The 17383-nt window shown below is 62.8% G+C and carries 15 protein-coding genes; 11 read left to right on the top strand and 4 right to left on the bottom strand.

Annotation, left to right across the window (positions count from 1 at the left end):
• The first annotated feature begins 205 nt into the window (after positions 1-205).
• On the top strand, positions 206-850 hold the full coding sequence (locus CU_RS07510) for a vitamin K epoxide reductase family protein (RefSeq protein WP_012360733.1): 645 nt from the start codon (positions 206-208) through the stop codon (positions 848-850).
• A 26-nt stretch (positions 851-876) separates the two neighbouring features.
• Complete coding sequence (locus CU_RS07505; RefSeq protein ID WP_012360732.1) at positions 877-1266, top strand: DCC1-like thiol-disulfide oxidoreductase family protein; 390 nt, start codon at positions 877-879, stop codon at positions 1264-1266.
• Here the strand turns inward: CU_RS07505 and nadE are convergent.
• Positions 1263-2096, bottom strand: a complete 834-nt coding sequence (gene nadE, locus CU_RS07500; protein WP_012360731.1) for an ammonia-dependent NAD(+) synthetase — start codon at positions 2094-2096, stop codon at positions 1263-1265. The two genes, CU_RS07505 and nadE, sit on opposite strands and share 4 nt — an antisense overlap.
• Positions 2097-2277: 181 nt before the next feature.
• On the opposite strand from nadE, the gene ykgO reads away from it, so the two are divergent.
• The 5 genes from ykgO (at position 2278) to nrdE (ending at position 7349) form a co-directional block, all read left to right on the top strand.
• Entirely contained in the window at positions 2278-2400 is a 123-nt protein-coding gene (gene ykgO, locus CU_RS07495; RefSeq protein WP_005288826.1) for a type B 50S ribosomal protein L36, read from the top strand.
• A gap of 365 nt (positions 2401-2765) precedes the next feature.
• The gene (nrdH, locus tag CU_RS07490) at positions 2766-2996 is read left to right on the top strand and encodes a glutaredoxin-like protein NrdH (protein ID WP_012360730.1); all 231 of its coding nucleotides are present in this window, start codon (positions 2766-2768) and stop codon (positions 2994-2996) included.
• A gap of 326 nt (positions 2997-3322) precedes the next feature.
• Positions 3323-4657, top strand: coding sequence for an MFS transporter (locus tag CU_RS07485; RefSeq protein ID WP_012360729.1), 1335 nt, complete (start codon positions 3323-3325; stop codon positions 4655-4657).
• Between the two features lie 7 nt (positions 4658-4664).
• Positions 4665-5099 carry a class Ib ribonucleoside-diphosphate reductase assembly flavoprotein NrdI gene (gene nrdI / locus CU_RS07480; RefSeq protein ID WP_012360728.1) on the top strand — a complete coding sequence of 145 codons (435 nt, stop codon included), beginning with the start codon at positions 4665-4667 and terminating at the stop codon, positions 5097-5099.
• 90 nt (positions 5100-5189) lie between these two features.
• Positions 5190-7349 (top strand): class 1b ribonucleoside-diphosphate reductase subunit alpha, encoded by a 2160-nt coding sequence (gene nrdE, locus CU_RS07475; RefSeq protein ID WP_012360727.1) that lies wholly within the window; start codon positions 5190-5192, stop codon positions 7347-7349.
• Between the two features lie 129 nt (positions 7350-7478).
• On the opposite strand, the gene CU_RS07470 is transcribed toward nrdE, so the two are convergent.
• Complete coding sequence (locus tag CU_RS07470) at positions 7479-7970, bottom strand: ferritin (protein WP_041628508.1); 492 nt, start codon at positions 7968-7970, stop codon at positions 7479-7481.
• Between the two features lie 249 nt (positions 7971-8219).
• On the opposite strand from CU_RS07470, the gene nrdF reads away from it, so the two are divergent.
• From nrdF to CU_RS07450, 4 genes are all read left to right on the top strand, one after another.
• The gene (gene nrdF, locus CU_RS07465) at positions 8220-9215 is read left to right on the top strand and encodes a class 1b ribonucleoside-diphosphate reductase subunit beta (RefSeq protein ID WP_012360725.1); all 996 of its coding nucleotides are present in this window, start codon (positions 8220-8222) and stop codon (positions 9213-9215) included.
• A gap of 306 nt (positions 9216-9521) precedes the next feature.
• Positions 9522-11219 carry an aa3-type cytochrome oxidase subunit I gene (gene ctaD / locus CU_RS07460; protein ID WP_012360724.1) on the top strand — a complete coding sequence of 566 codons (1698 nt, stop codon included), beginning with the start codon at positions 9522-9524 and terminating at the stop codon, positions 11217-11219.
• Positions 11220-11317: 98 nt separating this feature from the next.
• Positions 11318-12706, top strand: a complete 1389-nt coding sequence (gene serB / locus CU_RS07455) for a phosphoserine phosphatase SerB (protein WP_012360723.1) — start codon at positions 11318-11320, stop codon at positions 12704-12706.
• Positions 12706-13572: an aminoacyl-tRNA hydrolase gene (locus tag CU_RS07450; protein WP_231837635.1), complete on the top strand. Its 867-nt coding sequence runs from the start codon at positions 12706-12708 to the stop codon at positions 13570-13572. The genes serB and CU_RS07450 overlap by 1 nt, the downstream gene beginning before the upstream one ends.
• 79 nt (positions 13573-13651) lie before the next feature.
• On the opposite strand, the gene CU_RS07445 is transcribed toward CU_RS07450, so the two are convergent.
• Positions 13652-15223 carry an AMP-binding protein gene (locus CU_RS07445; RefSeq protein WP_012360721.1) on the bottom strand — a complete coding sequence of 524 codons (1572 nt, stop codon included), beginning with the start codon at positions 15221-15223 and terminating at the stop codon, positions 13652-13654.
• 149 nt (positions 15224-15372) lie between these two features.
• Entirely contained in the window at positions 15373-17376 is a 2004-nt protein-coding gene (locus tag CU_RS07440; protein WP_012360720.1) for an ATP-dependent DNA helicase, read from the bottom strand.
• Positions 17377-17383 lie beyond the last annotated feature (7 nt).

The following is a 17383-nucleotide window of genomic DNA, read 5'->3' as shown; positions in this document are numbered from 1 at the left end:
ATGCGGAGCTCGGCTAAACATGTATGAAAACATGCCAAGAAATGTGTTTATGTGAATATCATGACAAGTCACGAGGAGTGACGTTTGAAGTCGCGGAAAGCGGGGTTGAGTGGCCTCGTCGAGGGGTGCAGACGCGATATAATCACGCAGGATGACCCGGTGAGCTATTCCGCCGGGTGCCCGTTTTCGACTTGAAGGTGACCCCATGTCAACTGCCTCCGCAGAAGCGAAGCAATCGTCGGTCGAGCCTGCTGAGGCTGGTGTCGATTCCGCTGCCGCTCAACCCCGAACCATCGGGGCAAGTTCAGCCTTCGGCATCCTCATGGCTGTGCTCGGAGCAGTGGGGCTGTTCTTCTCGGGGCTGATCATGCAGGACAAGGTCACACTGCTCTCCAACCCGGACTACATCCCCGCCTGCACGGTCAACGCGATCGTGTCGTGCACGGACGTCATGGCCTCTCCGCAGGCCTCCGCCTTTGGCTTCGCCAACCCCTATATCGGTCTAGTTGGCTTCGCCCTGGTGGTCTTCTTCGGCGTCTCCCTGGCCGCGGGCGTGCGCTTCCCCGAGTGGATGTGGGCAGGCGAGCTGCTGGGCCTGATCTTCGCCGTGGGCTTCGTGCACTGGCTCGCCTATGAAGCCGTCTTCGAGATCGGAGCCCTGTGCGTCTACTGCATGGCCGTCTGGACCGTCACCCTGCCGCTGTTCCTGATGACCCTCGTCCGCTTCACCCGCGGCCGGGCGTACAACCGCAACAAGGCGACCGGCCAGGGGGTGGCCCAGCCGGTGATCGTGCTCATCGCTTGGTACCTGGGCTTCGTGGTCATTATCGGCAGCCACTTCTTCTTCTAGTTGCTCTTGCCTAGGCTCTAGGCATCATGGCCTTTTTCTTTTACGACGCCCATTGCGCCGTCTGTGAGCGCCTCGCCCAGATTCTCACCCGGCTCTCCCCGGGGGTGAGCTGCGTGGCGGGCTCCGCCGATGACCCGGCCCAGCCCGCCGACGTGCGAGCCAACATCGCCGAGCACGCGGTGTACCTGGGTGACGACGGCACGCTGGCCCTGGGCCACCGCGCCATCGGCGAGGCATTGTGGCGCCACGGGCGGAACTTTGGTGTGCGCCTGGCGGGTCGGGCGCTGCTGATCTGTGTGCTCTCGCCGGTCTACGCGCTGGGCTACCGGCTGTTCTCACACAACCGGGGCCGCATCGGCAGGGCCATGGGGCTGGGTGCCTGCGAGTCCGGCGGCTGTGCCGTGCCCCGCGGCTAGTCGCGCCACCAGGTGTCTGCCGGGCCTGGGGGAGTGGTGCGCTTGTGGCGGCTGGCCCGCCAGAGGTACTCGATGCGCTCCGCCGCCGCTTTCGGGACGTCCCTGCCCTCCAGGTAGTCATCGATGTGCGCGTAGGTCACTCCCAGCGCCTCCTCGTCGGAGAGCATGGGGCGGTCTTCCTCCAGGTCTGCGGTGGGAACCTTCTCCCATGTCGACGCCGGCGCGCCCAGGTAGCGCAGGAGCTCAGCGCCCTGGCGCTTGTTGAGCCCCACTAATGGCATGAGATCGGCGGCGCCGTCGCCGAACTTGGTGTAGAAGCCAGTGATCGCCTCGGCCGCGTGATCGGAGCCGACCACGAGGGTGCCGGTCTCGCTGGCCAGGGTGTACTGAGCGATCATGCGTTGCCGGGCCTTGATATTGCCCTTGTTGAAGTCGCTCACCGGCTTGCCCGTGAGGCTCTCCGAGACAGCGCTTGCGATGGCCAGGGTGGCGTCCTGAATGTTGATGGTGACGGACTGCGACGGCTGGATGAAGCGCAGTGCGATCTGAGCATCCTCCTCATCCGCTTGGGTGCCGTAGGGAAGGCGCATCGCGTAGAACTCGGCCGGGACACCGCGGCTGCGCAGTTTCTCGACGGCGAGCTGGCTCAACCGGCCGGCGAGGGTAGAGTCCTGCCCGCCCGAAATGCCCAGAGTGAAGCCCTTCGCGCCGGTGCTGAGCGCATAATCCACGAGGAAGTTCACGCGTGCGGTGACCTCGGCCTCGGGGTCGATGTGGGGTTTGGCGTAGAGTTCGGCGATGATGCGGCGCTGCAGGGCGGTGGTGTTCATGGGCGTCCATGCTAGCCAATCGTTTTTGCTTTTGGCTGTTCAGCCGCTACAATCAGTCATTGTGTTTCAGCTTGGCACGTTGCCGCGCGTGAAGAACGTGTGAACGTGCTGCTTCACGCAGCGCTCGCAGTAGTGCGAAAGTGTCGAGCTTTTGAGAAGTCTATAAAGAAAGGAGCGCCCGATGAAGGTCCGTAAGTCCCTTCGGTCGCTGAAGAACAAGCCGGGCGCTCAGGTTGTGCGTCGCCACGGTAAGGTCTACGTCATCAACAAGAAGGATCCGCGTTTCAAGGCTCGCCAGGGCTAATTCTTAGTGGATAGTTTCTACCGCTAGCGCGGTGCGAAGCCGGTCACATTCCGTGTGGGGTGTGGCCGGCTTTTCCGTTGCCTTGGGTGGCTCCGGCGGGGGTGGGTCGGGGGAGTAGTGGGGGATACCGCATGTGGAATTACAATCTTGTATTCCGGGGCTCAACATGTAGTGGCGAGCTGAAATCATTACCTGCGCTTTTAGTCACAGCAACCACAATATCTAGTGTTTTGGCCCCTATTATGGCCCAAAATATTGTGGCATTACGGGTTGTGTGTGTGGTGACAGGTGTGTAATCTCAGGGCAGTCAACACGCCACAGACTCCGCCCATACGGGCGGCGCGATATAGGAGATTTGCGCGGATATGATCACCGTTTACACCAAGCCAGCTTGCGTCCAGTGCACCGCAACCCAGAGGGCTCTCGACAAGGCTGGACTGGAATACGAGATGGTCGATATCAGCCTTGACGATGAGGCCCGCGAGTACGTCCTGGCACTCGGCCACCTCCAGGCCCCGGTCGTCGTCTCCGGCGAGGAGCACTGGTCCGGCTTCCGTCCAGACCGCATCAAGGCTCTGAGCGCCGCGGCTGCCTAAGTCGCCGAGTGTCGCAGCAGCCTGAGGCGTCGTCACCGGACACCCTGCTGCAGCTCACTCAAACTTTCTAGCCCCGCGCCCAGCCTGAAGTGCGAGGCCGGGGCACAATTCTGCGGGCTGGATGCCCGCGCCGCCTCCCACGCTAGGAGCGGCACCTCAACCGTCAGCGTTAGAAACTTTGCGCTGGCTTTACTTATGCCTGATTTCGCCTCACGCGGGAGCGGGCCCAATGCAACAGCCCAGGTGGGAAGGGTCCACTGCGCCCCTGCGTCAGCGCTGCACCCACGCGGGGAAGCCACTGGAAACCAAGAAAGGTCGCGGTCGTCGTGCGTCAACTGCTCGTAGACACCACGCCCTTGAAGGTTCCCGAATTTCGTCGCCTTTGGCAGGCAAACATCGTCACCGTTATCGGTGCACAGCTCAACATCATCGCTGTTCCTGCGCATATCTACGCGCTGACCGGCAGTTCCGCGTACGTCGGACTCGCCAGCCTCTGCGGCTTCGTCCCGCTGGTGGTCTTCGGACTCTACGGCGGTTCCCTCGCAGACAACATGGACCGCCGAACCCTGCTCCACATCACCACCACCGGCATGATTCTTTCGGCGGCAGGATTCTGGGTCTTCGCGGCGACCGGTGGCGCCTCCGTGTGGCCCTTGCTTGCCCTATTCGCGGTGCAGCAGGGCTTCTTTGCCGTCAACCAGCCCACCAGGGTTGCCATCATTGCCACCCTCGTGGGCAGGCAACAGATCGCCGCGGCGACCAGCCTTAACATGACAGTCCAGCAGACCGGAGCGATCGTCGGTCCGGTGCTGGGCGGCATGTTGATTCCGATCCTCGGGTTCAGCTGGTTGTACTTCCTGGATTTTATGGCGCTCTTCGCCACGCTCTACGCCGTGCACCGACTGCCCGCGTTGCCGCCGCGGACTACCGATGACGGACAGCCCGCGAAGGCGGGGATCGCCTCCGTGATCGACGGCTTCCGGTTCCTGCTCACACAGCCGATCATCCTCATGACTTTCGCCATCGACCTCATCGCGATGGTTTTCGGCTCACCGCGGGCACTTATCCCGCAGATGTCCGCCGAAGACTTCGGGGAACAGGCCAGTGGCGGCATCATGTACGCGCTGCTGTTCGCGGCCCTGCCCGTGGGCGCAGTCCTCGGTGGACTGTTCTCCGGCGTGGTGACGAAAATCGAACGCCGCGGACTGGGCGTGAGCTGCTTCGTTGGGCTCTGGGGCGTGGCGATCCTCGTCATGGGCCTGGCCGTGTCTGCAGCGAATGGCACAGTGGGATTGTGGGCGGCGGTGGCCCTGCTGGCCTTCGCGGCGGGTGGTGCTGCGGACATGTTCTCCGCGGTGCTGCGCTCCACGATGCTGCAGGAAGCCGCGACCGATGAGGTACGCGGCCGAGTGCAGAGCGTGTTCTTCGTGGTCGTCGCCGGCGGTCCCCGCATCGCGGACGGCCTCCACGGCTGGGCGGGCTCCCACTACCCGGCCGGCACCGTCACCGCAGCAGGCGGTGGCTTAGTCATCATCGGGACCATCGTGATGCTCCTGGTCGTGCCACGTTTCCTGACGTGGACGCCAGCAGCCGCCCTCGACAGCATCGAGGCCGAGCATCACGGAGATGCGGCTCAAGGCATTCAGAAAGAAGGGTCTTAGAGTTCACATGCTCATCACGTACTTCTCATCAACGACCAACAACACACACCGCTTCGTGCAAAAGCTCGGGCTGCCGAATAAACGCATCCCGATCTACCGCTACGAGGAACCGTTGGTGGTCGATGAACCCCACGTACTCATCGTGCCCACCTACGGCGGTGGGGTGGGTATGGTGGGGGAGAACTCCCGACCCGTCCCCAAACAGGTCATCCACTTCCTCAACGAGAAGCAAAACCGGGATTATCTGCGCGGGGTCATCGCCGCTGGCAATATCAATTTTGGTCCAGATTTCTGCCTCGCCGGGGACGTCATCTCAGCCAAGTGTCAAGTGTCCTACCTCTATCGCTTCGAAATGATGGGCACGGAGCATGACGTGGAACGGGTCAAGGAGGGCCTCGCAGAATTCAAGCAGGCCATGATCGCCGAAGGCACCTGGCAATAACGGCCCCGAACGCCACATTAAAACTAAAAACAACGCACTACCGCCAGCTACTGGCGTCGTAATAAAGAAGAACATCAAGAGAGGACAATGATGGCCGAGAACTTTGGCAAGACTGTCGCAGAGCCAGTCAAGGAGTCCGAGAAGCTGGACTACCACGCGCTCAACGCAATGCTGAACCTGTACGACGAAAACGGGCAGATTCAGTTCGACGCGGACCACAAGGCCGCGAACCAGTTCTTTCTGCAGCACGTCAACCAGAACACCGTTTTCTTCCACAACCTGGCGGAAAAGCTCGAGTACCTGGTTGAGAACAAGTACTACGATAAGGAAATCCTCGACAAGTACGATTTCCCCTTCATCAAGGCGCTGTTCAAGCAGGCTTATGCGAAGAAGTTCCGCTTCCAGTCCTTCCTCGGGGCGTACAAGTACTACACCTCCTACACCCTGAAGACCTTCGACGGTAAGCGCTACCTCGAACGCTTCGAGGACCGCGTCTGCATGGTGGCCCTCGGCCTCGCGGATGGCGACGAGGAGATGGCGAAGTCCCTGGTGGACGAGATCCTCGACGGCCGTTTCCAGCCGGCGACCCCGACCTTCCTCAACATCGGTAAGGCACAGCGTGGTGAGCCGGTGAGCTGCTTCCTCCTGCGCATCGAGGACAACATGGAGTCCATCGGCCGCTCCATCAACTCCGCCCTGCAGCTCTCCAAGCGCGGCGGTGGCGTGGCACTGCTGCTGAGCAACATCCGTGAAGCAGGCGCGCCGATTAAGCACATCGAGAACCAGTCTTCCGGCATCATCCCGGTCATGAAGCTGCTGGAGGACGCCTTCTCCTACGCCAACCAGCTGGGTGCCCGCCAGGGGGCCGGCGCGGTGTACCTCAACGCCCACCACCCGGACATCCTGAATTTCCTGGACACCAAGCGCGAGAACGCGGACGAGAAGATCCGCATTAAGACGCTCTCCCTCGGCGTGGTGATCCCGGACGTCACCTTCGAACTGGCCCGCAAGAACGCGGACATGTACCTGTTCTCCCCGTACGACGTCGAGCGCGTCTACGGCAAGCCTTTCGCCGACATCTCCGTCACCGAGCACTACGACGAGATGGTTGAGGACCCACGCATCCGCAAGAAGAAGATCAACGCCCGTGACTTCTTCCAGACCCTCGCGGAGATCCAGTTCGAGTCCGGCTACCCGTACATCATGTACGAGGACACCGTGAACCGTGCCAACCCGATTGCCGGCCGCATCACCCACTCGAACCTGTGCTCCGAGATCCTGCAGGTCTCCACGCCGTCCGCCTTCAACGAGGACCTCACCTACGAGACCATCGGCGATGACATCTCCTGCAACCTGGGCTCCATGAACATTGCCATGGCGATGGACTCCGCGGACTTCTCGAAGACCATCGAGATCGCAATCCGGGCGCTCACCGCTGTCTCGGATCAGACGGACATCGACTCCGTGCCGTCCATCCGCCAGGGCAACGATCACTCGCACGCCATCGGGCTGGGGCAGATGAACCTGCACGGCTACCTGGGTCGCGAGCACATCCACTACGGCTCTGAGGAAGCACTGGATTTCACCAACGCCTACTTTGCTGCCGTGATGTACGAGTGCCTGAAGGCCTCCAACAAGATCGCGATCGAGCGCGGCACGGCATTCCACGACTTCGAGAACTCCGAGTACGCATCCGGTGCCTTCTTCGACCGTTACGACCCGGCTGAGTTTGCCCCGAAGACGGAGAAGGTCAAGGAGATCTTTGCCGCATCCAGCATCGAGGTGCCGACCACCGAGGACTGGGCGGAGCTCAAGGCCTCCGTGGCGAAGCACGGTATCTACAACCGCAACCTGCAGGCGGTTCCGCCGACCGGCTCGATCTCGTACATTAACAACTCCACCTCCTCGATCCACCCGATCGCCTCGAAGATCGAGATCCGCAAGGAGGGCAAGATCGGCCGCGTCTACTACGCAGCGCCGCACATGAATAACGAGAACCTGGAGTACTTTGAGGACGCCTACGAGGTCGGCTTCGAGAAGATCATCGACACCTACGCGGTGGCGACCAAGTATGTGGACCAGGGCCTGTCGCTGACGCTGTTCTTCAAGGACACCGCCACGACCCGCGACATCAACCGTGCCCAGATCTACGCTTGGCGCAAGGGGATCAAGACGATCTACTACGTCCGCCTGCGCCAGACTGCGCTGAGCGGTACCGAGGTCGAGGGCTGCGTGTCCTGCATGCTCTAAGGAGCGCTCGCGCTGAATAGTTGAAGGGTGGTGTCGGAATGATCCGACACCACCCTTTGGCTTAGGGCTGTTAGGTCAGCGCCCTGCTGATGCCACGCAACCGTGGCGAGGGGAGGGGCGAGGCGTGTTTTACTCGCGGCCGCCGAGCTGGGCGTCGAGCCGCAGCAGGCCGCTGCCGTCGGCGCCGACCATCTTCAGGCGGTCGATGATCTCGCCAACGGTGGCTTCCTCCTCGACCTGTTCGCTCAGGAAGGAATCCAGCAGCGGTCGGGAATCGATGTCCTTGACCTCCTCGGCGACCCGAACGAGGTCGCGGATCATCGCGGAGACCTTCTTCTCGTGGGCCAGGGAGAGCTCGAAAGCCTCCAGGGCGCTCTCGATCTTGATCTCCGGGAGCTCGATAGTCTTCAGATTGACGCGGGAATCGCGGTCGATGAGGTGATCGGCGAAGCGCTGGGCGTGCTCCCGCTCCTCGTCGGCCTGCGCGAACATCCACGCGCTCATGCCGGTCAGAGAGAGGCGGTCCAGTTCGTACGCCAGCTGGGTGTAGACCAGTGCAGCCTGGTGCTCGGCGATGACTTGATTATTGAGTGCTTCTTCAAGCTTTTGATTGATACTCATAGCAGCAATATTACTGGACGGTGGGGCGTGTGAATAGGGGGGGGCGATGGTGGTTGTGCAACGGGTGCTGGGCTTGGCGCGGGGCGGGTAGATTGCTGCTGAGCGGCGCCCGCCACCACGCCGTGCGGTGAAGAGCCCTGACGGGTAGAGTAGGTATGTATTCATTTCGCTCACCGCGCACTATACGTGCAGGTCAGCGGTTGGAAAGTTGGGAACTCTGCCGAGTTCAGATGAGGAGAATGCGCGTTTATGCCTGCTAGGCCATCTCAGTCCCCTGCGCAGCACAAGGCGGGGAATATCATCGGTTCCGTCAACTGGAACGAGGTTCCGGATGACCGTGACCTCGAGGTATGGGATCGGCTGACGGCCAACTTCTGGCTGCCAGAAAAGGTACCCGTCTCGAATGACATCCAGAGCTGGGCGACGCTCAACGATGCGGAGAAGAACGCGACGATGCGCGTGTTCACCGGGTTGACGATGCTCGACACCATCCAGGGCACGGTCGGCGCGGTCTCTCTGATCCCGGAAGCGACCACCATGCACGAGGAGGCGGTGCTCACCAATATCGCCTTCATGGAGTCGGTGCACGCGAAGTCCTACTCCCAGATCTTCATGACCCTGGCCTCCACCCGCGAAATTAACGACGCGTTCCGCTGGTCCGAGGAGAACGAAAACCTCCAGCGCAAGGGTGAGATCATCCTTCAGTACTACAAGGGCGACGACCCGCTGAAGCGCAAGATTGCCTCCGTGCTGCTGGAGTCCTTCCTTTTCTACTCCGGGTTTTACCTGCCGATGCGCTGGTCCTCCATGGGCAAGCTGACGAATACCGCGGACATCATCCGCCTCATCATCCGCGATGAGTCCGTCCACGGTTACTACATCGGCTACAAGTACCAGCGAGCTCTCGAGAACGAGAGCCCGGAGCGCCAGGAGGAGCTGAAGGGCTTCGTCGTCGAGCAGCTGCTGGACCTCTACGACAATGAGGTCGAATACACCGAGTCCATCTACGACGAGATCGGCTGGACCGAAGATGTGAAGCGCTTCCTGCGCTACAACGCCAACAAGGCGATGAACAACCTTGGCTATGACGGGCTGTTCCCGGTAGAGGAGACCCGCGTTTCCGCTGCCATCCTCGCCGCGCTGAACCCGGGTGGCGACGAGAATCACGACTTCTTCAGTGGCTCTGGGTCCTCCTATGTCATCGGTAAGGCGGAGACCACTACCGACGACGACTGGGATTTCTAGCTCTGCGCTTCCTCCCATAACACGAACGGCCGACTCGCTAGGTGCAGCGAAACGGCCGTTTTGTGTTTTCAAGCGTGGAGGAACCTTGGAACTACCCCCAAAACTGTGAAGGAACTGGAGGTTTCCCGCCACCCGGCTTCTTATATTCGGGAAAAGGAGATAACATGGCACCAACCCTTCGTATGGGGGCCCTCTCTGGGCTGCAAGAAAATTAAGCGTCTTGCTGCGGGGGAGCTCCCTCAGAAGGCCAAAATTCTTTGGAGTGTCAGGGAAAACCCCTCGACACTGCGTAGTCAGGAGGAATCAATGACCGCGGTCGCGCCACGGGAACCACAGCAAGTTGCTCCCGAACGCCCACAACCGTCAGGCCATGGTCGCCGAGGCAGCTTTGCCTGGCAATCGTTGACGACCACCGACCACAAGCTGCTGGGCATCATGTACCTGATGATGTCCTTCACCTTCTTCCTGGTTGGTGGCCTCATGGCCCTGCTTATTCGTCTCGAGCTGTTTAACCCGGGCATGCAGTTCCTGTCCCCGGAGCAGTTCAACCAGCTGTTCACCATGCACGGCACCATCATGCTGCTGCTGTATGGTTCCCCGATGGTGTTCGGCTTCGCTAACTACATCGTTCCGCTCCAGATCGGTGCACCGGACGTGGCTTTCCCTCGTCTGAATGCCTTCGGCTTCTGGCTCACCACCGCCGGTGGTGTCCTGATGCTGACCGGCTTCCTCACCCCGGGTGGTGCGGCTGACTTTGGCTGGACCATGTACCAGCCGCTGGCAGACGCTATTCACTCCCCGGGTCTGGGCTCTGACCTGTGGATCGTGGGTGTCGGCGTCGGTGGTGTCGGTACCATTCTTTCCGGCGTGAATATGATCACGACCATCCTGGTGCTGCGCGCTCCGGGTATGACCATGTTCCGCATGCCGATCTTCACCTGGAACATCTTCGTTACCTCCCTGCTGGTCCTGCTGATCTTCCCGCTGCTGGCTGCTGCTGCACTGGGTGTTCTGTACGACCGCAAGCTGGGCGGCCACATCTACGATCCGGGCAACGGTGGCGCCATCATGTGGCAGCACCTGTTCTGGTTCTTCGGCCACCCTGAGGTCTACGTCCTGGCTCTGCCGTTCTTCGGCATCGTCTCCGAGATCTTCCCGGTCTTCTCCCGCAAGCCGATGTTCGGCTACGTGGGTCTGGTCTTCGCAACCCTGTCCATCGCTGCTCTGTCCATGGCTGTGTGGGCACACCACATGTTCGTCACCGGCGCGGTTCTGCTTCCGTTCTTCGCCTTCATGACGTTCCTGATTGCAGTCCCGACCGGTATGAAGTTCTTCAACTGGCTCGGCACCATGTGGGGCGGTCGCCTGACTTTCGAAACCCCGATGATGTTCGCGCTGGGCTTCTTCGCCACCTTCCTCTTCGGTGGTCTGACCGGCATCATGCTGGCTGGCCCGGCAATGGACTTCCACCTGTCTGACACTTACTTCGTGGTTGCGCACTTCCACTACACCCTGTTCGGCACGGTTGCCTTCGCATCCTTCGCTGGTCTGTACTTCTGGTTCCCGAAGATGACCGGCCGCATGCTGGACGAGCGTCTGGGCAAGCTGCACTTCTGGCTGACCTTCATCGGCTTCCACACCACGTTCCTGATTCAGCACTGGGCTGGTAACTCCGGTATGCCGCGTCGTTACGCGGACTACCTCCCGACCGACGGCTTCACGACCTACAACCAGGTGTCCACCATCGGTGCCCTGATCCTGGCTGTCTCCGTGCTGCCGTTCCTGTGGAACGTCTTCAAGTCCTACCGCTACGGCGAGGTCGTCACCGTCGATGACCCGTGGGGCTACGGCAACTCCCTCGAGTGGGCTACTTCTTGCCCGCCGCCGCGCCACAACTTCACCTCCATGCCGCGGATCCGCTCCGAGCGCCCAGCGTTCGAGCTGCACTACCCGCACATGGTCAAGCGCATGCGCGACGAGGCTCACGTCGGCCGCCACTTCTAAGAAGTCGGCCACGGTGCCGGGGCCAGCAGCCAGCTGGCCGCGGCGCATACTCCAGCACTGAGGTGCTGTGAGCGCAAACCACACCCTTACTACGCAGGGTGTGGTTTTTCTTTTGCCGAAAAACGGGGGTAGGGGATCTTCCTCCCGGCAGCCACTGTGGTTCAATCGGGGGTGTGACTAGCGCAAATAACTCCACCCCAGTTGATAATCTCCAGCCCACGAGGCTCGCTTTCCCCGAAGAGCTGGAATCCATCCTGAATAACGGCTGCGAACCGGCCGTCATCACCGTCACCGGTGACGATAAGCCCGGCGTTACTGCCCGCTTCTTCCGCAGCCTCGCCGCCCACGATGTTCAGCTCATCGACGTCGAGCAATCCGTCTTCCGTGGCAATCTCGCCCTCGCTGCCCTCGTCGGCGTCGACGCTGATACGTTGGCCACCCTGAACAACGAGCTGCCTGCCGACCTGGAGGCCCTCGGCATGAGCGTGCAGATCCAGACGGACACGGAGGCTATGGCGACCAAGCCGATGCCCTCCCACGTGATGGTCGTCCTTGGGCGCCGCATCACTGCTGAGGACGTGCAGCGAATTGGACAGACTCTGGCAGTCGAGGGCGCGAATATCGATACCATTCGCGGGATCGCCGATTATCCGGTCACCGGGCTCGAGATCCACTTCACCGTCGCTAACCCCCGTCCGGGTGGCGGCGTGGAGCTGCGCAAGGCAGTCTCCGAGCTCACCGCTGAGCTGCACCTGGACATCGCAGTCGAGCGTGCTGGTTTGGCCCGCCGCAGCAAGCGCCTGATCTGCTTCGACGTAGACTCCACCCTCATCCAGCAGGAAGTCATCGAGATGCTGGCGGCCTACGCCGGCCGCGAGGATGAGGTTGCTGCTGTGACCGAACGGGCCATGCGCGGCGAGCTCGACTTCGCGGAATCCCTCCACGAGCGCGTCAAGGCCCTGGCTGGGCTCGATGCATCTGTCGTGGAGAAGGTCGCAAACGACATTAAGCTCACCCCGGGTGCGCGCACGACGATTCGCACCCTTAAGCGCCTGGGATACAAGACCGGTGTGGTCTCCGGCGGCTTCATTCAGATCATCGAGCCGCTGGCTCGTGATCTTGGCCTCGACTTCGCCCGAGCTAATACCTTGGAAGTCCGCGAGGGCAAGCTCACGGGACGCGTGATCGGGCCGGTCATCGATCGCCGCGCGAAGGCCGAGTCCCTCAAGGAGTTTGCCTGGTCGAATGGCATCAAGCTCAACCAGACCGTGGCTGTGGGCGACGGTGCGAACGATATCGACATGCTCTCCACCGCGGGCCTTGGTATTGCCTTCAATGCGAAGCCGGCACTTCGCGAGGTGGCAGACGCATCCGTGAACTACCCATTCCTCGACCAGGTCCTTTTCCTGCTCGGTATCTCCCGCTCCGAGATCGAGCACGAGGACATGGCTGACGGCACTTACCGCCGTCCGCCACTGCAGGACTAGTGCGCACGAACAACGATCCAGGGAAGTTGGAGGCGGACGAGCTGGAGCTTATTCGGCGGGCGCATGGCATGCTCGTTCATCTTGCTGGCCACCCTGGTACCGAGGATCCACAGGACCCGAGCAGCGTGCAGGCTATGCCCATGGTGCTGCACTTGCCGAAGGTGGATGCGCCGCTGCGCCACGACCTCTTGGCTGCGGCTGCCTCTGCCTGCGCCCGTGTCTGCCTCGACCCTCGGGCAGGCGAGGAGGACAGCGAATGGGCGCAGGCGCTGAAAGGCTGGTACGGCGCGAAGATTCGCAAACTCGCCCGCCGTGCCCGCGCTACCAAGTGGGACGCGGTCCTCGGACTGCCCGGGCACGAGGTGGATGTGCACGGTGCGATGGCTAAGGCTTTCCTGCCTGGACGCGTTGATGGCGTGGACCCACGGATCAACAAGCTGCAGATCCAGGGGTCCGACTTACCACCCGAGCCCGAGCCATTGCCCACGCCCGAGCCTGATCCGTTGCACCCGATCATTTTCGTGGACGCCGGCTTGGGCATGACCGTCGGTAAGGCTGCAGCCCAGGTCGGCCATGGGTCGATGCTGTATGCCGCCTTTCTCAGCCCGGAGCAGGCGGTTGCGTGGTTCAGTCTGGGCTGCCCCGTGCACGTGAGGGAAATCCCGGCTGAGGAATTCGCCGCCAAGCGGACGGCACTCGCCGAACGTCACGCCGCAGACGCTGCCGCTGCAAGCTCGCGGTGGGTCACCGCAGTGGGCGGGCAGTGGCCGGCGGTGGAAGTTCGCGACGCAGGCCACACGGAGATCGCCGCGGGGAGCGCGACTGTTATTGCCACCTCCTACGGTGGCCAGCATCCTCCGCGCTAGGAGGAACAGCCCTGGCTCGAGCTTCAAGCCGGGGACACGGGGCAGCGGGCTGAATCCCCCGTAGCGTCCGTGCGCCCCGCTAGCCCTCGCGGTCGCGAAGCACGCGACGCAGGATCTTGCCGGTCGAGGACTTCGGGATGGCATCGATGAACTCGATCACCCGAACCTTCTTATAACTCGGCACCTGCTCGGCCACGTAGGCCATGATGTCCTCCGCCGTGGCTGTGGCGTTCTGCTGTAGCACGACGAAGCCCTTGGGGATCTCCAAGCCATCCTCGTCCGCGACCCCGATCACCGCGGAGTCCGCGACCTCTGGGTGGGTGAGCAGCAGAGCCTCCAGCTCGGCGGGTGCGACCTGGTAACCCTTGTACTTGATGACTTCTTTGAGTCGGTCCACGACATAAACATTGCCCTCGGGGTCCTGGATCGCGAGGTCGCCGGTGCGCAGCCAGCCACCGTCCACGAGTGTCTCTGCCGTCTCCCGGTCACGGTTCAGATAACCGAGCATCACCTGGGGGCCGTGCACCCACAGCTCGCCGACCTCGGAGTGGCCATTGCTCGGCAGCGGAATCTCCTTACCCGATTCCACGGCCACGAGCTTGTGCTCAGTGTTAGCTACTGGCAGGCCGATTGAACCGCGCGGCACGCTCATATCCAGGTTCAGATGGGTCACTGGAGAGGACTCGGTCATCCCGAAGCCCTGGTAGACATCCACGCCGAGGCGCTTCTGGACGGCCTCCGCAAGGCTGGTGTCCAACGCCGCAGCGCCCGAAAGTACGGCCCGCAGGCTGCTCAGGTCGAACTCCTCGACCTGTGGGTGCTTCGCCAGCAGCACCGCGATGGGTGGGGCGATGAAAGTGAAGGTCACGCCGAAACGCTCGTGGGAGGCGAGGAAGCTGCCCAGCTCGAAACGCGGCTGGGTCACCAGCGTGGCGCGCTGCTTCAGCGCGAGGTTCAGCAGTGCGGTGAGCCCGTAGATGTGGAAGAAAGGCAGCACCCCGAAGACGACGTCCTCCCGGGTCACCAGGTCCTGATCCGCGGCCTGGCAGACGTTGGCGACCAGGTTGCGATGGCTCAGCCGCACCCCCTTCGGATCCTGCGTGGTCCCGGAGGAGTACGGCAGGACCGCGAGGTGGGTGGCGGGGTCGAAGGTGATGCCCGCCGGTGCGTGGCGCCGTTCGGCCAGCATCTGCTGCATTCCCGAATTGCGGTCGAGGTGGTGGATCTGTTCCTCGCTGAGCCCGGCGGCTTGAGCTGCCTGGGCGGCGTGATCGCCCATCGCCGCCAGCGTGACGAGCATGCGCGCGCCGGAGTCCTTGAGCTGCCGGGTGATGGCTGCCTCGTCCGAAAGAAGGGAGACCGGGGTGAGGGTCGCGCCCAGCCGCCAGACGGCGTGGGCGTAGACGACGAAGGCCAGGGAGTTGGGGCAGTGCAGTGCGACCACGTCGCCGTCGCGGATACCGCGGTGGGAGAGCCCACCGGCAACGGACTCGATATAGCTGCGCAGCTGCTGATACGTGGTTTCCGTGCCATCGGCGATGTCGATGATCGCGACCTTGTCCTCGTCTGCAGGATCCAGCTGGCCGAAGGTGAATTCGTAGATTCCAACGTCGGGGATCTGGATGGTCTCCCGCGTGCTCTGAACTGGCATGGCTGGTCCTTCCTAAGCGCCATCGGATGATCGCGCGCTGTACGAGGCAAATATTTTTGCGGTCCCACGCAAAGCAGAAACCGCAGTTGGCACCATGATAATCGCCACCGCGTGGGCTTTAGGCCGATTTCACCGAGCCCACCGGCGCGCTATTTCCCAGGTTGCGCATTCAGCCTGCGCAACGCCCCGCGCGCGACATTCAGATCCGAGGTCTCCCAGAATCGCGGCATGCTGGCGCGGATGAAGGAGCCGTAGCGCGCGGTGGCCAGGCGGGAATCCAGCACGGCGACGACGCCGCGGTCATTCACGCTGCGTAGCAGTCGTCCTGCCCCCTGCGCCATCAGCAGCGCGGCATGGGTCGCGGCGATCTCCATGAATCCGCTGCGGCCAGCCTTATCTACGGCCTCCTTGCGAGCCTGTTTCAGCGGGTCATCCGGGCGAGGGAAGGGAATGCGGTCGATGAGCACCAGCTGCAGCGAGGACCCAGGCACGTCCACGCCCTGCCACAGGCCCAGGGTGCCGAAGAGGCACGCGGACTCGTCCTTCCGGAACTTCTCCACCAGGCTGGACATCGAATCTTCGCCCTGCAGGAGGATCTCGTAGGGAACCACGCTGCGCAGCTGGTCCGCCATCTCCTCGGCCGCCCGGCGGGAGGAGAAGAGCCCGAGGGTGCGGCCACCGGCGGCGTTGATCAGCTGGGCGGCATGGTCGATGAAGCCGCTGGACGGACCATTTCGCCCAGGCGCTGCGAGGTCACGGGCCACATAAAGGATGCCGTGTGTCCGGGCGTCGAAGGGGGTGCCCACGTCGAGGGTCTTCGTGTCCTTCGCCGCACCCCACTGGGCGAGCATGGCGGTGAACTTCCCGCCGAGCGCGAGGGTCGCGGACGTCAAGATCACCGTGGACTGGGCGAAGAGCCGCTGCCGCAGCAGGTCAGCGACGGAAAGTGGTGCGACGCGGACGACCTTGCGGTTGCCGTCGGTAGAGAGCCAGACGACGTCCTCCCCGAGCAGGTCCTCCTGATCCGCGGCGGCATCCGCGGTGGAGGCCTCGAGGACGCGCACGCAGGTATCGTTCAGCTCCTCGGTCGCCACGAGCAGGGCCTGTCGCTCGGCGGCCTTGGCCGGGTCATTGGCGAACTCGCCGGCGGGTACCGAGTTGATCTGTCGGTTGGTTTTCCAGGCCGCATCCTTGAGCACGCCGAGGGGAACCTCCAGGCCGTTGGGGACCCCGGTCCACCGGCCGACTATCCGATCACCGTCGGTGGCGATCGCGCCGTCGAGGGCAGTGACCCACTCGTCGAGCGCCTCTGTCAGCGCATCGCCGGTGCCGTCGGGGCCGATCTTTCCGGTGCGTTTGGCGAGGATCGCGATATTGGTGGGGGAGAGCTCCGCGGTGGCTGTGGAGGTGATGCGGGATTCGAGCTCGTGCGCCTCATCGATGACCACGCAGTCGTGCTCTGGTAAGACCGGCACGTCGGAGAGGGCGTCGATGGCCAGGAGCGCGTGGTTGGTGACGACGATGTCCGCCTCGGCTGCTTCCGCCCGGGCCCGTTCCGCGAAGCACTGGTCGCCGAAGGGGCAACGGCTCGCGCCGACGCATTCCCGGGAGCTGACGGAGACCTGCCGCCAGGCGGTGTCGGAGACGCCGCGGTCGAGGTTATCGCGGTCCCCGTCCTCGGTCTCCTGGGCCCATTCGTGCAGGCGGGCAACCTGGGCTCCCGTCTTCGAGATCTGGGAGGGGTCGAGGAGCGCGTCCTCCTCGGCCTCGGGGATGGCCTCGTCGCCGATGCCGTTGATTTTGTTGAGGCAGAGGTAGTTATTGCGCCCTTTGAGGATCGCGGAGGTCAATGGGCGGGGGAGGTGCTCCTCCAGGGCGTCGGCGAGGCGGGGGAGGTCGCGTTCCACCAGTTGGCGCTGCAGGGCGATGGTTGCGGTGGAGACGATGACGGGGACGTTCGTCTGGGTGGCGTGACGTGCCGCAGGCACCAGGTAGGCCAGGGATTTACCCGTTCCCGTGCCCGCCTGGACAGCGAGGTGTGTGGATTGTTCCATGGCCTCGGTGACGGCATCGGCCATCTTCTGCTGGCCGGGGCGCGGCGCACCGCCGATGTTGCTGACGGCTGCGGCGAGGAGGTCTTGGGTGGAACTCACGGGAGCA

Origin of the sequence: Corynebacterium urealyticum DSM 7109, assembly GCF_000069945.1 — a bacterium.
In the GTDB taxonomy this organism is placed as follows: Bacteria; Actinomycetota; Actinomycetes; order Mycobacteriales; family Mycobacteriaceae; genus Corynebacterium; species Corynebacterium urealyticum.
The sequence above is the reverse complement of the archived record's forward strand: the minus strand, read 5'-3'. Positions and strand labels throughout refer to the sequence as shown.